Genomic DNA, 14968 nt, shown 5'->3' with positions numbered 1-14968 from the left:
CCTGGTCGGGGGTTATCAGGTCTGTCTCCTCAACGCACAAGCGGTGTGATCCTTTGTTCGGATTCCGTCGCGGCGGCGTTTTGCCTGAGTACCCAGGTTAGACGGGTGCGAGCGGCTTGCAGTACATCCCCCATCGTTGTTCAGGAACGTCCAGTCGTTCGGTTTCGCGCTGGATGAGCGAAATCCAGATTGTTTTGCATTGCGCGCTTTTTCGCGTGCGGGGGCAGTGTTGTCGTCGCGAAGAGCGTGGTGGTTGAAGTACGAAAGACATGAGCTGTCGAAGCGAACACCAAGCAGACACAAGTTGAGCGGCTCGACAAAAACGTTTGGCGTGAGAGACCAGCGCGGGGATAAGAATGGATACAACAAATTTTGCGCAGCAAAGAAGAACGATACCGGGGTTGGAAGGCCTGATCGCGCGCTTGCTCGATGTGATGCTCGTCGTCCTCGGGGCGTTGGCGGCATCGCAGGTGCGATATGAAGATCTCACGCAAAGCCGTATCGATACGGCATTCGTTGCGTTTGCCGCGGCTTTTACTCTGGTCCTGTTCCCCGTATTCGGCGTCTACAGCTCATGGCGTGGGCGAGCAATGCTGCGGATGTCCGGTCAGGTATCGCTAGCGTGGTTCGTGGTTCAAGGCTGTGGTCTCGTGCTGATATTCTCGCTGCATCGCACGGATTTCATCTCGCGTCTCTGGTTTGCCTATTGGATGGCAATCACGGGCGGCGCGCTGATTACGTCGCGTCTGGCTGTGCATGCCGTGCTCGCACGCGTGCGGCACGCAGGGATGAACCTTCGCCGGGTTGCGGTCGTGGGATGCGGGGCCCATTGCCATCAGGTCGTGCGCAATATCGAGGGCTCGACGACTAGCGGATTTCGCGCAGTAGCGGCCTTTGACGTGCGGCCGGTGCTGGGAACGATAGGCTCAGGCGTTCCGGTGTACGACAACATCACCAAGTTCGCTGCCTACGTGAGATCTCACGATGTGCAGGAGTTGTGGCTTGCGTTGCCGCTCTCCGAGGAACGCACGCTGTTGCGCTTTGTGGCTGAGTTTCGCGACGATCTCGTGAACGTGCGCTTTGTACCCGATATGCGCAGCGTTGCGTTGTTCGATAGCGGCATGATCGATTTGATCGGTATGCCGGCGATCAACCTGGTCGCGTCGCCGGTACCGGCTCGCGCGTTGGTGAAGAAAGAGATTTTTGACCGCATGTTCGCCGCGTGCGCGCTGATTGCGCTTGCCCCGTTGCTGATTGCAATTGCGATTGCGGTGAAGCTGTCATCGCGTGGACCGGTGTTCTTCACGCAGCGGCGCAAAGGTGCGGATGGACGCATCTTCAAGATCTACAAGTTCCGCTCGATGCGTCCTCATACCGTCGAAACAGGCGTGGTGAAACAGGCCACGCGGGGGGATCCGCGTATTACGCGAGTGGGTGCGTTTCTCAGGAGTACCAGCCTGGATGAGTTGCCGCAGTTCTTCAATGTACTGCGGGGCGATATGTCGGTAGTGGGGCCGCGGCCTCATGCGATTGAACACGACGAGCTTTATCAGAAAGTAGTGAATGGCTACATCCATCGATACCGGATCAAACCGGGGATCACAGGTTGGGCACAGATCAACGGATTTAGAGGAGAGACAGACCAGATCGAGAAGATGCAAGGACGCGTCGAACACGATCTGTATTACCTGCGCAATTGGTCGTTCGGGCTCGACATGCGGATAGTCGCGGCGACGATAGCGAAGGGTCTGGTTCATAGCAATGCGTACTGACACCTGCACACAAAAAAAACACATGGCCATGAAACTACGCGGACAACAACTCCGATCGGCGCCAAGCGCGCTGTCACTTGCTGCGGCTTTAGCCTTCTCCGCTTCGGCGCAAGCGGCCGACCCTGCGCTGAATGCGCTCGGGCAGGCGGGTGGTTTGGTGATTCCGTATGCGTTTGCACTGCCCGAAGGAACGGTGGAGGCGCAGTACAACAACTACATCGATCCGCGCTACGGAAAGCAGGCGACGGATGCGCAGGTGTACTGGGGCGCAGTGGGTTTGCTGCCTTACATCGAGGTGTCTGGCGGACTCGCCAATTACCCGGCTGATGTCCACGCACCCTTCAGCAATGCCGACCACAACCTGTTTCGCCACCTGATGGCGAACGTCAAGCTCGAAGTGCCAAAGTTCTTCAAGTATCAGCCGAGCATTGCATTTGGTGTCACTGACGTTGGCGGCCAGACGCATTTCTTCCGATCGAAATACGGCGTTGTGTCGCAAACGTTTGGACCGGTGACTCTGACTGCCGGTTACGGCCAGGGCGATCGGCTCGATGGTCCGTTCGGCGGCGCGCAGGTCTCGCTGTGGAACACGGGTTTGTCGCTGCTCGCAGAAGACGATTCGAAGACACCTTATGCCGGTGTGCGTTATCAATCTCCGCGGATTAGTTGGCTGGCCGATGCGAACGTGATCGGCACGTTCATGCGGTCGATCCGTTCGACGAATGGGGTGTCGCCGCGCACGTCGTTCTCGGTGGGCATTCAGATTCCGCTGGGCAAACGCTTTAGCAGTGCACGTTGTGCCGACGGCTTGTGCGAGGGGCCGCAAGTGTCCGCAGCCCAGACAGCGGATACCAGCGATGACGGCCCGATCCGCCTCGCCAGCCTGCAACCAGTGGACACGCGCGCTGCAATTAGTAACAACAACGCGCTGGCCGCAGCGCCGATTACATATGTGCCGCCGCTACAGTCGTACGCGTCTGTGATGTTGAGTGACGTGACGGCGGCCAAGTCGGCGGATGCGCAGTCTCCCGCCATTCCAGAAGCACTGGATACCTCCGCGCTCGACGAAATCGCCGCACAACTGTTTGCCGCCGGCCTCGAGCGTGTGCGTGTCGGGATGAGCGGTCGCGATCTGGTGGTCGAGTACGAGAACCATCGCTACAACCAGAACGAAGCTGACGCACTCGGCATTGTGCTCGGTGTGGCGAGCGTGAACGCGCCGCACGGCACCGACAAGATTCACGTGGTTATCAAGAAGGCTAATGAGCCGTTAGGCGAAGTCATTGTCGATCGTGATGCATTTGCGCAGTTCGTTGAAGGCGGCGCGCCGACAGCCGCAAGCGCCTCGCTGACGATGCGCACGCGCCCGACCTATGACGCGGACTCGATCGCATGGCATGGCAACGAGCACACACATGGGCTAACGCGGATTCAGATCGAGCCGATCGTCAGTTACCTGTACGGCACCGAGTACGGCAACTTCGACATTTCTCTCGGCGCCAACATTGAAGGGTTCGTGCCGTTGTGGCGTGGCGCGGAGTTGTACGCGAGTTATATCGCGCCGATCTACAACACGAAGAACATGGACGAAGATCGCGTCTTTAGCGATTTCCGCCTGCGTGGCGGCCTGAATGCGGTCGCATTGGCACAAAGCTTCTGGATCATGCCGCAAGTGTTCAACGTGGCATCGGTCGGCAAGTTCGATTACTCGTATGTCGGTGTGCAAAACGAAACAACGGTGTTCGTGCCGGGCCGCCCCGATCTGATCCGCTTGCGGCTCGCCTATCTGCACCATGAGCCGGGCCATGACGCATTGCCGAGCGAGAAGAACGCCGAGCTGACTTACCGCTGGGTGCAGCCGTCCTGGAAGCTGTGGATCGAAGCGGGCGTAGCGCGCTTTGTTGGCGGGGACAAGGGACCGGTTGCGACGCTGACACGCTGGTTCGACGACGTATCGGTGAGCGTGCATGGCGAGCATAGCGGGCAGGGCACGTTCGTCGGTGCCGCAATCAGCTTCCCGCTGACGCTGCGTCAGGGCATGAAGCCCGGGATCAGTCAGGTGTACGGCTCGGAACAGTTCGGGCTCGACTTCCGCACGCGGGTGGGATCGACGAATTACGTGGCGACCAATGCGGCGGAGAACATGACCTTCCCGTATAGCACGCAGCAGTTCTTGCTGAATCAGGGCCGCTTTAGCGGCGAGTACTTCTCGACTCAGCTTTACCGGATGCGTGATGCGTATTTGCGTTACGGGCAGCCTGGTACTGACGAAAAGAAGCCGAAGCCGCAAGTGAGTGTGCCTGCTGTATCGATGGGCGCAGCGCTTTCACATGGCATCTGCGGAAACGGTTTGCAGGGTGTAAGCGACGGACGGGCACTGGTGCCGGTCAATTGTGAATGACTTTCTTTGGGGATAGGCGATGAAGCTTCTAAACGGCGCCACGCTGCGCACGCTGCAGTTCGGATCGATAGTGCTTGCGACCAGTACGCTGGTTGCATGCGGTGGTGGAACCAGTAGCGGCGGGTCGCCGGTGGGGACGGTGGGCGGCACAGCCGCCGTCGGCGCGGCGCTGGCTGATGCAAGCATCACGCTGACCTGCAAGAACGGTTCAGGTAGCGCGACGGCTAATTCCAACGGGGCTTACACGACGACGTTCGCGTTTGACGGTCCTTGCGCGATTACTGCGACCGGCGGCGCGATCACGATTCATTCGTTTGCGGCCGGCGCGGGTACGTTCAACGTGACGCCGCTGACGGAGTTGTTGCTTAACTATCTGGCGGGGCAGTTGGGAACGACGGAGAGCGGGTTGCTCTCGGGGATCTCATCTAACACTTCGTATCAGAGCGCGCTGTCGAACAGCACGGTGATTGCGAATGCCGAGGCGGCCGTCGCGAAGCTGATCAAAGACTCGTACGGGATCACGCTTTCGTCGTCGTCGTTCCTGACGGTTTCGTTTACGCCGGGCACGCCGGGTGCGGATGCGGATCTCGATGCGTTGCTGACGGCCGGAGCGATTTTGAGTAACGGGCAGCCGGTGGCTTCATTGGTTTCGGCCGCCTTGGCGGCAGGGGCAGCGGCGCCGATTCCGAGTGGGAGCAGTGGAGCGACGGGTGGGACCGGGGGGAGTGCCGGGACGGGGAGTTCGGCGAAGTAACGCAGCCAGACGAACAATTTCATTGAGGCGGGGTGGCGCCGTCCTGTTGAGGATGAACGCCACTCACGCAGTCAAACATCACGAAGATCCATTGCACCGAGCACATCATTTGTTCGACGTGCATACGACGACGATGCCGTTCATCTGCAATGTGGCTATCCGACGGTTTGGTGTTCGACACTGAACGACCCGTCCATCGCGGGTCCGGTTGGCTGCGGTAGCGCGCGGCCGGCGCGCTTCTCCCTGACGGACATTGCCAGATGACACCCAATGAACGTCCAGAAATACCAGTTGTAGCTCAGGTAGTAGAGCGTGTTGTCCGAGTAACTTTCAAGCAGGTACGACACGATCAGCACGATCGCAATCACCGCTGATTTCCGGTTCATCCGTGTCTTCCAGATTGTGACGAGACTGGCGCCGAACATCGCGATATACAGGCCGAGTCCGATCACGCCGGTTTCGTACAGAGTCTGTATATAGGCGCTGTGTGCGTCGGCGGTATCTTCCAGCGGGAAGAAGCGTTGCGAATTGCTTCTGAACGAGCCCAATCCCTTGCCCTCCGTTCGTGCTTCGCTGGAATCGATCAAAGCGTATTCCCACAGCAGTTGCCGCCATGAGTAGGAGTCGAGTTGCACGCCGCTTTGCACGTCTTGAGCGGAGCCGCTTGTGCCGAGATCAGTCAGTCTGTTCGAGATGGCCGGCACGAGTAGCAGCGGCGGCACCAGAATCAGACAGAGCAGCATCTTCCGGTTGATCAGCGTCGAATACAGAATGAACGACGCCATGATTGCGATCCATGCGCTGCGTGTTTCGGTAAGAACAAGCAGGATCAGCAGGAAGGGCACATACGTGAGCCTGATCATTTTCCAGCGCGGATTCTTTCTCTGCGGGTCGATCTGAGGCAGGTAGAACAGCGCAAGGACGACCAGCACCAGATAGAACGCGAGGATGTTCGGGTGTTCGAACGTGGATTGCAGGCGGCCGCCCAGCTTGTCGATAAAGACGTACTGGATGATCGCGAAAAACGACACGGCAAGCGACGAGTAGATCACGCACTTGATCAGTTCTTCCGCGTGCTTTCGCGTCGTGATCACATTCGCTGCGATGAAGAAGATCATCGCAGCCGAGAACTGGCCGAGAAACAGCCGCAAGCCTTCGTAGAAATCCGGTGAGCGTAACAGCGAAAGCAGCGAGTAGCCGAGATACGCAATCCAGAAGAGCAGCGGCGTGCGGGGTATCGAGAGGCCTTTGCGAAGCAGCACCACGAGCCCCAGCATGATGATGAGGCCGTTCAATGCGGCGCCAGGCGACATGCCGCCCTCGTCGAGCCTGAGCGATTCGAAGACGATATCCAATGCCGAACGGATGATGATGATCGCGTAAAGCGTGCGTCTGATCAATGTCATTTTATTTTTGTCCTCGGTTTACTGCCGACGATGGCCCAAAGCCGTCGGCGTTTCTGCTGTTTATATGGCTTCGCCAACCTGACCCGCGTCCGACTTGAGCACGGAAGCGCGCGTCGGCTGGCGTGACAGCGTGTTCAGCAGAAACCGGAGGTCGCCCGTGACATGCAAAATCGCGGCGTAAGCACCCGTTACGCCGATGATCTTCGCGGCGAGAACGATCGGGTTGAATTCGGATGCGCTCATCGTCAATTTCAGCGCAGCGCTTGCGACGAGCATCAGCGCGATTCCGCCGAGGCATCCGATCGACGGCCGGAACAGCGAAAGCAGCGACGTGCCGAATCCTCGGCGCGCGAGAATGTAGAAGGTCATCAAGCCGTTGATCACGAAGCTGGCCGACACCAGCCACGCAAACATCACCAGACTGCCCGACAGCGCGCCGATCACCATCGCGCCGATACTGCAGGCTGCGCACAGCGTTCCTGAAAAGGAAAGCAGGTCCGTGCGTCCGATGGCCTGAAAAATCGCACCGACGGTGGACAGCACGACCTGTATTGCAATCGAAAGGCTCAGGATCGAAAAAATCGGCGCTGCAAGCGACCACTTCTTGCCATAGGCCAGGAAGATGATCTCGTTTGCGCACAAAAAGCAGCCGACGCCCGCAAATCCGCCTGCAATCAGCAGCGCGCGGATCACCGTTTGGTACGAAGAGAAGATCGTGGCCTTGTCGTTTTGATGGGCTGCATAGATGGGTTGCAGCGCGGGCGAAATAATTTGCGTCAAATTGGCATTGGGTAGCAGCATCAACCGGTACGACATGTCGTAGAGGCCAAGCGCATTGCTTCCCATCAGCCGTCCCAGGACGAGCTTGTCGAGGTTCTTCGTGAAGTAGTTGGTCAGGTTGAAGAAGAACTGATAAACCGAGTACGACAAGATTCGCGTCATTCCGCGGAAGATCGGTCGCTTGAAAGGGTTGAACCGGCTCGCGACGAGGCAGAACGCGAACATGCTGCACGCGTAGGACGCTCCTTTCAAGGCGAGCGCAAACACGCCGAAGTTCGCGTATGCCGTAGCGATACCCACGCAGCCGGAAAGAATCGCGGAGGCAATCTCCACCATCACGATCTCTTTAAACTTCAGCTGCTTGCGCAGTACCGCGAACGGCACGATGCCCCAGCATGACAGCGCAATGTTGAGCGCCAGAATTTTCGCGATCGGTATATAGCGCGGCTCGTGATAGAACGTCGCGAGAAGCGGTCCGCCGAATACGAAAATCATCGACAGCATCGAGCCGACGAACACCGTCAGCCAGAACAGCGCGGACAACTGTTCGCGTTTCAGTTCAAACTGCACGATGGCCGGCCCCAGCCCCATCTCGCTGATGAACGAGAAGAACGTGACGAGGACCGTCAGAACGGCGATCACACCAAAGTCGGACGGACTCAGGAGGCGCGCCAGCACGGCCGTCACGACCAGTTGGACAAGCGTATTGCTGTAACGCCCGATAAAGTTCGCGAAGATGCTCTTACGGATCGTGTGGTTCAGATTGGACATGACTCGACTCTCGCAGCGTTAGTGCGCCGATACTTCCAGCGCCACTTCCAGCCCGCTCGAGCGGCCGATCGCGTGATACGTGAAGCCCCACTCGCGCATCTGTTGCGGCTCATAGAGATTGCGGCCGTCGAAGATGACCGGCGCTTTCATCGCACGGTGCAGTTCGCCGAAGTCCGGGCTCTTGAACTCTTTCCATTCGGTTACGACGACGAGTGCGTCCGCATCCTCGACCGTCTCGATCGGGTTGGCCGCGAACGTCAGTCTGGAGAACGTGCCGCGCTGTCGCGCGAGATCATCTTCCAAAACGGCTCGTGCCGCGTCCATCGCGACCGGATCGTATGCGCGGACCCGCGCGCCGCGCGCGAGCAGATCGGCGATGAGGCGTCGGCTCGGCGCTTCGCGCATGTCGTCGGTATTCGGTTTGAACGCGAGCCCCCAGACCGCAAATGTCATCGAGGACAGATCGTCGCCGTAGGCGCGAGTGATCTTCCGGATCAGCACGTCCTTCTGACGATCGTTCACGGATTCGACCGCGCCGAGAATTTTCAGGTCCTCGCCGACTTCAAGCCCGGTCGAGATCAATGCGCGCACGTCTTTCGGAAAACACGAGCCGCCGTAGCCGCAACCGGCGTACAGAAAGTGATAGCCGATGCGCGGGTCCGCGCCGATCCCGCGTCGCACTGCTTCGATATCGGCGCCGACCCGATCGGACAGATTGGCCATCTCGTTCATGAACGAAATGCGCGTGGCGAGCATCGCATTGGCTGCGTACTTCGTGAATTCCGCCGACCGGATATCCATATACAGCGTACGTTCGTGGTTCCGGTTGAACGGCGCATACAGGCGACGCATCATATCGCCGGCACGGCGGCTATTCGCGCCGTCTGCTTCGACACCGATCACGATCCGGTCGGGCCGCATGAAGTCTTCTACCGCTGCGCCTTCCTTAAGGAATTCCGGATTCGAAATCACCGAGAATGTGTGCGCCGGATCGTTGATCTCGCGTCGCGTCAGTTCCTGTTCGATGACGCGTCGTACTCTTTCGCCCGTCCCAACCGGTACGGCGGATTTATCGACGATCACCTTGAAGCCGGTCATATAGCGGCCGATATTGCGCGCCGCTGCGAGCACGTACTGAAGGTCTGCGGAGCCGTCTTCGTCGGACGGTGTGCCGACGGCAATGAATTGCAGGTCGCCGTGTTCCACGCTGGCCCGGATATCGGTCGAAAAGCTAATCCGTCCAGCCGAGCGATTCCGGCTGATGATCGCATCGAGGCCCGGTTCGTGAATCGGAATATGACCGCTATTGAGCGCGTCGATCTTGTGTGAGTCGACATCGAGACAAAAGACCTCATTGCCGAGTTCTGCGAGGCACGCGGCCGTCACAAGGCCCACGTATCCGGTGCCGACTATGGTTATTTTCATGGTATTCGCGGTGTCGATATTTATTGATGCTTCGCGCGTCATCCGGTTGGCAAACCCCATTGCCCCCGTAACACCTGATGACGTACCCGACGCAGCGCTTTTCAAAAAGCTGAGCCTTCTTACGCAACATCCGTACCAATCTCTTATTTGAGTTGGATTCGCTCAAGGGACGTGGCATTCAAGCGCCTCCTCAACCGTGCGAAACGATTAGGAAGACCCGCATGGCGATGTTCGGGTGGACAAGCGGCTGTACGAATCTGTTGCAGAGAAGCGCGTTCGATGCAGCGTGTTATGAATGACCCATCTGAATGCCGGTTGCGGGGTTACGTAACAACGTGGACGGCACGCAAGCGATGTCACGTAACGTTTTTGCGCCGCACCAGATCGCCGCGATGCCAGTCCGAACAAAAATCGACGAGGTCCCCTATCTGAAGGGGATGGGAAAGACCCGCCCGCTTCTTTTGCGAATGTCCGTACCGATGGCACGTTTTCTGCATTAGAGGAATAAGCAATGAATTCTTCCCTCCTGACGGCGCTTGCATCCAACGCGCGTTTGACGGACGCCAGGGCGGGGAAGGTTGAGTCGATGAAGGTAAAAACAGAATTTCAGACCAGAAGTGCTGTTGGTTCAAATATAGATAATTTTATTGCAGGCGCGCCGGATCTAATCGAAAGAACAACGGTGCGGCCTTCGCAGCCTACTAGATCGAGAAGTGTATCGGGGGCCGATCGTTGCGGTTCGACGTTCGGGTTGCATGAGAGAAGAGACGCTGCTCCATCCGCGCGACTTGCGGCCAGGCGAGACAGTAGCTCTAAATAAAATACGGGGCGTTGGTGAATCATTATTTATCCACGGGGATTAGCGTCAGGCCGTTTTTGCGCGCGTTGGCTCGCGTAGCCGCCTGCGCCGCAATAACGGCAACACTTGGCGCATGCGCTGTTGCACCGGGCATGAAGATGGGGAAATCGCCGAGCGTGCCGGCGGTCAGCGCGGGCGAGGCGACCCCCGCGTCGGATCTGGGTATCTCCATTACGCCGATCGACCTCACGTTGATCCGGCAGATACAGGATGCCGGCGCACGAAAGAGCGTCGAAGAGAACCAGACGCTGTTCGCGAAAGCGGGCGCGTATCGGCTCGGCGTAGGCGACGTGCTGCAGATCACGGTATGGGACCACCCGGAGCTCAATGCCGCGTTGGGAACGCAAACAGCGCCTGCCACGAGCCGCCCGAACGATCCGCCGCAAGGTTTTGTCATCGACAGCCTTGGCAACGTGCAATTCCCCTATGTCGGCAACGTGCCGGCGGTCGGCAAGACGGTCGAGCAAATGCGCGTCGAGCTTTACGCGCAGCTCGCCAAGGTGTTCATCAGGCCACAACTGACGGTACGTGTCGCGTCGTACCGGTCGCAGCAAGTCTATGTCGATGGCGAGGTCAAGGTGCCTGGTCCGCAGCCGGTCAACGATATCCAGATGACCTTGTACGAAGCGATCGGCCGGGCTGGAGGCTTCGCGACGACAGCCGACCAGAGCCGCATGATCCTCGTCAGAGACGGCGCGACGTACCGGCTCGATCTGTCGCAGATGATTGCGAAGGGCGTCAACCCGGCAGAAATCGTGTTGAAGGGCGGCGATCTGCTGCGCGTGGTGGCCCGTGACGACAACGGTGTCTATGTGATGGGCGAGGTCAACCGTCCGACCACGGCCGTGCCGATGAGGTCCGGCACGCTCACCCTGAGCGATGCGCTTTCTCAGGCGGGCAGCATCAACACCGCGAGTGCCGATGCGGCGCAAATCTACGTGATTCGCGGCAAGGACCAAAGCGATCTCAAGGTCTTCCATCTCGACGGGCAATCGCCGGTATCGATGGTGCTGGCCAACCAGTTCGAGTTGCAGCCGCGCGATGTCGTCTACGTGGACGGTAACGGTCTGGTGCGCTTTAGCCGTGTCCTTCAACTGCTGCTGCCGGGCGTCAATGCAGCGCTTACCGGTGCGTTGATAGCCAAATGATCAGCGAAATTCTCATCGTCTGCGAAGGCAATATTTGCCGCAGCCCAATGGCTCAAGGTCTTCTCGCGAATGCGCTGCCGGGTGTCGATGTGATGTCGGCGGGGCTGAGCGCGCTGGTCGGGCAGCGCGCCGATCCGATTGCACGCGGCTTGATGGCTGAACGTGGGATCGATATCGGCGCGCATGTCGGCAGACAACTCGAATTGCAGCACGTCAGGTCCGCGCAGATCGTACTCGCGATGACGCGGGCGCAATGCAAGCGCATCGAAATCGCGCATCCGTTCGCGATTGGGAAGGTGTACCGGCTTGGACATAAAGAACAGATCGACGTTGTAGATCCATACCGGTTACGGCGTGATGCATTCGAAGCATGCCTCGCCCAGATCGAATGCGGACTCGAACACTGGCTCGAGCTGATCGGCAACCTCACCTATTCAAGCACATGCAACTAATTCATAAACCCTACCGTATCGCGCCGGCCGGCGATGAAGAGATCGATCTGTCCAACTATCTCTCCGTGGTGCGTGAAAAATGGAAGACAATCGCAGCGTGGACCATCGCGGGCGCGTGTGCCGGTGTCGCGTATTCGCTGCTCGCCAGTCCGGTCTATCGTGCGGACGCAATGTTCCAGATCGAAGAGAGCATCAATCCCGCGCAAGGCGCATTGAATGGGCTCGCGTCGATTTTCGATACCAAGCAGACCGCGGCGTCTGAAATCGAAGTGGTCAAGTCGCGGCTGGTGGCCGATCAGGCCGTCCATAACCTGCATCTGGACATCACCGCTTCGCCGCATTATTTCCCGGTGATCGGCGCGGCGATCGCACGTTTCAACGGGAGCGAAGAGCTCGCGTCACCGCTTCCGGGGTTGTCGAAATTCGCGTGGGGCGGCGAGAAGATCGCCGTGTCCACCTTCAATGTGCCGCGCGACGACTACGAAACCCGTTACACGCTCATCGCAAGGGAAAATGGTGCGTACGATCTATTCGACGCAGACCATAAGCCGGTGTTGCATGGCACGGCAGGTACGCTGGCGCGCGGCCGGTTTGTCGAGGTGATGGTCGATCGTCTGGTCGCGCGACCGGGCACTGAGTTCCGGTTGATGCGGACATCGCCGCTCAAGGCGACCGCCACCCTGCAAAACGCGTTGAAGATCGACGAGAAGAGCAAGCAGGCCGATATCATCAAGCTGTCGCTCGATGGCACCGACGCAACCCGCACCGCCGACATCGTCAATTCTCTGGCTCAGGCTTATCTGCAGCAGAACATCGATCGCAAGTCCGCGGACGCGGAGAAAGCGCTGGAATTCCTGAACCATCAGCTACCGGATCTGCGCAAGGAACTGGAGCAGGCGGAGACGCGCTATAACGATTTCCGCAACAGGAAAGGCACGGCGAACATCTCGGAAGAAGAGCGTTTGCTACTGCAGCAGGTCGTCGATAACAAGGCGAAACTCACCGAGCTTCAGCAACGCCGTCTGGAAATGAGTCAGCGTTTTGCCGACACGCATCCCGCGGTCGTCGCGCTGGATTCGCAGATCACGGCGCTGCAAGGTCAACAGGAGTCGCTGAGCAAAAACGTCGCGGGGCTGCCGGAAACCGAGCAATCCGCACTGCGTTTGCTGCGTGACGTGCGTGTCGACACGGAACTTTATACGAGTCTGCTCGACAGTGCGCAGCAATTGCGGATCACGAAGGCGGGGCAGCTCGGCAATGTGCGGCTTGTCGATTTCGCGGTGACGCCCGAGACGGCGGTGTGGCCCAAACGCTGGATCATCGTTGCGATCACGTCAGTGCTGGGTCTGTTCGCGGGCGTAGGGCTGTCGTTCGTGAGACGCGCCGTGTTTGGCGGCGTCGAGACGGCGAGCGAGATCGAAACGGCACTCGGCGTGCCGGTGTTTGCGGCGGTACCGCGAAGCTTTGCGCAGCGTCGCATGAACCGGCGCCTCGGTCGCAACCAGCCGGGCGATGCCAACGTGCTCGCGCTGGCCGCCCCGGACGATATCGCGGTAGAAGGCATTCGCAGTCTGCGCACCGCGTTGAAGTTCGGTCTTGGCGAAGCGTCCAACAATATCATCGCGCTAACCGGCCCACGCCCCGAAGCAGGCAAGTCGTTCATCGCGCTAAACCTTGCCGCTGTGCTTGCGAGCGGCGACAAGCGCGTCTTGCTGATCGACGGCGATATGCGGCGCGGGGTTCTCGATACCGTGCTGGGCATGCCGCGTTCGCCGGGTTTGTCGGACGTGATCCGCGGTCGCGGTCTGCACGACAGCATTGTTCGCGATGTGTTGCCTGGCGTCGATGTGCTGCCGCGCGGCTCGGACGAAAAGAATCCGTCCGAGTTGTTGTTGCGCGAGCGCTTTACAAAGGTCCTCGACGAATGTTCAGCCGCATACGATGTCGTGATTATCGACACCCCGCCGGTACTCGCCGTCACCGATCCGGTATTGATCTGCAAACACGCAGGCGTGTCATTGCTGGTGTTCCGTTTCGGTCATAGCCCGATCGGCGAAGTGACGGAGACGGCGAACCGCCTTCTTCATGCGGGCGTGTCGATCAAGGGCGCGCTTCTGACCGATATCCCGCAGCAGCGAGTCAAGTATGGCGCCGGGTACTACAGCCATGCGCGCTGATCTACGCCTCATCGAAGGTGCGCCGTCAACTGGCGCACCACAGTCCACGGAGACTCCGGCCGCGAGCTTGAACGCAAACGCGTGCGAACAGGTTGCGATCATCATTCCGACGAAGAACAGGCGGGTTCTGCTGGAGAGGGCGCTCGCGTCGGTGTTCGGGCAGACGTACACGAATATCGCGGCAATCGTCGTGAACGACGGCTCGACCGACGACACGCGCCAGTTCCTCGACGCACTCGCTGCCCGTGAACCGCGCCTGACCGTGTTCCATACAGAGAAATCGATGGGAGCGCCGTCCGCGCGTAACCTCGCGATTCGTCTTGCCAATGCGCAATACGTCACCGGCCTCGACGACGACGACGAGTTTCTGCCCGACCGGATCGCGTTGCTGGTAGCGAAATGGGAATCGCTGGGCGACGCGGCCCAATCCATCTCGTGCCTCTTCACAGAGAGCGTGATGACGGACGGCGTTAACGCAACCGTCACGGTGGACCGGAAAGACTCGGTCAGCTACGCGGATCTGTTCACGCATAACTTTATCGGCAACCAGATTTTCTGTCCGCTCGAGCGGATTCTGAAGATAGGTGGCTACGACAAGGATCTTCCCGCCTGGCAGGATCTCGAGATGTTCATGCGGCTGGTTCAGTCGCACGGCGCGGCGCTCAGAGAGAAGGACGCGACTTACGTCTGCTATGTGGACCCGCGACGCGACCGCATCTCCGCCAACACCCATTCACTGCGACGCGCGTTCGATCTGATCTCGAGCAAGCATCTGGATGTGCCGAAGCATCTTCATCACCGTTTGTACATGCAAATCTTCTCGCCGTTTTACGGCACGCGTCCGACGTTCGAAGACTGGCTCCGGCTGTTCAAATGGCGCGCGTCACCCGCGCTGTTTCTGAGGATTTTGCGCGCGAGTATCCGCCACAGTGCATTGAGCGTGTTGAGTGCGATCCGTGCTTAAGACCGCGAGAAGCGGTTCGGTCTTTACGGGCGTTGGCTTGTCGAACATCGTGGGAGTGA

10 protein-coding genes are annotated in these 14968 nt (G+C 59.1%); 7 read left to right on the top strand and 3 right to left on the bottom strand.

The window, feature by feature from the left end; translation table 11 throughout:
• Positions 1-392 precede the first annotated feature (392 nt).
• From GNZ13_RS25850 to GNZ13_RS25840, 3 genes are read left to right on the top strand one after another with little or no spacing between them, the layout of a single operon-like run.
• Positions 393-1772, top strand: coding sequence for an undecaprenyl-phosphate glucose phosphotransferase (locus GNZ13_RS25850; RefSeq protein WP_328807291.1), 1380 nt, complete (start codon positions 393-395; stop codon positions 1770-1772).
• A gap of 22 nt (positions 1773-1794) precedes the next feature.
• Positions 1795-4173 carry a YjbH domain-containing protein gene (locus GNZ13_RS25845; protein WP_172169710.1) on the top strand — a complete coding sequence of 793 codons (2379 nt, stop codon included), beginning with the start codon at positions 1795-1797 and terminating at the stop codon, positions 4171-4173.
• A 19-nt stretch (positions 4174-4192) separates the two neighbouring features.
• Positions 4193-4927 carry a carboxypeptidase regulatory-like domain-containing protein gene (locus GNZ13_RS25840; protein ID WP_172169707.1) on the top strand — a complete coding sequence of 245 codons (735 nt, stop codon included), beginning with the start codon at positions 4193-4195 and terminating at the stop codon, positions 4925-4927.
• Positions 4928-5082: 155 nt separating this feature from the next.
• Here the strand turns inward: GNZ13_RS25840 and GNZ13_RS25835 are convergent, their stop codons facing one another.
• Genes GNZ13_RS25835 through GNZ13_RS25825 form a run of 3 tightly spaced genes read right to left on the bottom strand, consistent with a single transcriptional unit; the run spans position 5083 to position 9309 of the window.
• The gene (locus tag GNZ13_RS25835) at positions 5083-6333 is read right to left on the bottom strand and encodes an O-antigen ligase family protein (protein ID WP_172169704.1); all 1251 of its coding nucleotides are present in this window, start codon (positions 6331-6333) and stop codon (positions 5083-5085) included.
• 60 nt (positions 6334-6393) lie between these two features.
• Complete coding sequence (locus GNZ13_RS25830) at positions 6394-7884, bottom strand: lipopolysaccharide biosynthesis protein (RefSeq protein ID WP_172169701.1); 1491 nt, start codon at positions 7882-7884, stop codon at positions 6394-6396.
• Positions 7885-7902: 18 nt separating this feature from the next.
• Positions 7903-9309: a UDP-glucose dehydrogenase family protein gene (locus GNZ13_RS25825; protein ID WP_172169698.1), complete on the bottom strand. Its 1407-nt coding sequence runs from the start codon at positions 9307-9309 to the stop codon at positions 7903-7905.
• Positions 9310-10260: 951 nt separating this feature from the next.
• On the opposite strand from GNZ13_RS25825, the gene GNZ13_RS25820 reads away from it, so the two are divergent.
• The 4 genes from GNZ13_RS25820 to GNZ13_RS25805 all read left to right on the top strand — a co-directional run bounded on the left by GNZ13_RS25820 (position 10261) and on the right by GNZ13_RS25805 (position 14909).
• Positions 10261-11316, top strand: coding sequence for a polysaccharide biosynthesis/export family protein (locus GNZ13_RS25820; RefSeq protein ID WP_172169695.1), 1056 nt, complete (start codon positions 10261-10263; stop codon positions 11314-11316).
• On the top strand, positions 11313-11768 hold the full coding sequence (locus GNZ13_RS25815) for a low molecular weight protein-tyrosine-phosphatase (RefSeq protein ID WP_172169692.1): 456 nt from the start codon (positions 11313-11315) through the stop codon (positions 11766-11768). The genes GNZ13_RS25820 and GNZ13_RS25815 overlap by 4 nt, the downstream gene beginning before the upstream one ends.
• Complete coding sequence (locus tag GNZ13_RS25810) at positions 11759-13945, top strand: polysaccharide biosynthesis tyrosine autokinase (protein ID WP_172169690.1); 2187 nt, start codon at positions 11759-11761, stop codon at positions 13943-13945. Before GNZ13_RS25815 ends, GNZ13_RS25810 begins: the two co-directional genes overlap by 10 nt.
• Before the next feature lie 67 nt (positions 13946-14012).
• Positions 14013-14909, top strand: coding sequence for a glycosyltransferase family 2 protein (locus tag GNZ13_RS25805; protein WP_172169687.1), 897 nt, complete (start codon positions 14013-14015; stop codon positions 14907-14909).
• Positions 14910-14968: the final 59 nt, after the last annotated feature.

Source organism: Paraburkholderia elongata (assembly GCF_013177735.1).
Lineage (GTDB): Bacteria > Pseudomonadota > Gammaproteobacteria > Burkholderiales > Burkholderiaceae > Paraburkholderia > Paraburkholderia elongata.
The sequence above is the reverse complement of the archived record's forward strand: the minus strand, read 5'-3'. Positions and strand labels throughout refer to the sequence as shown.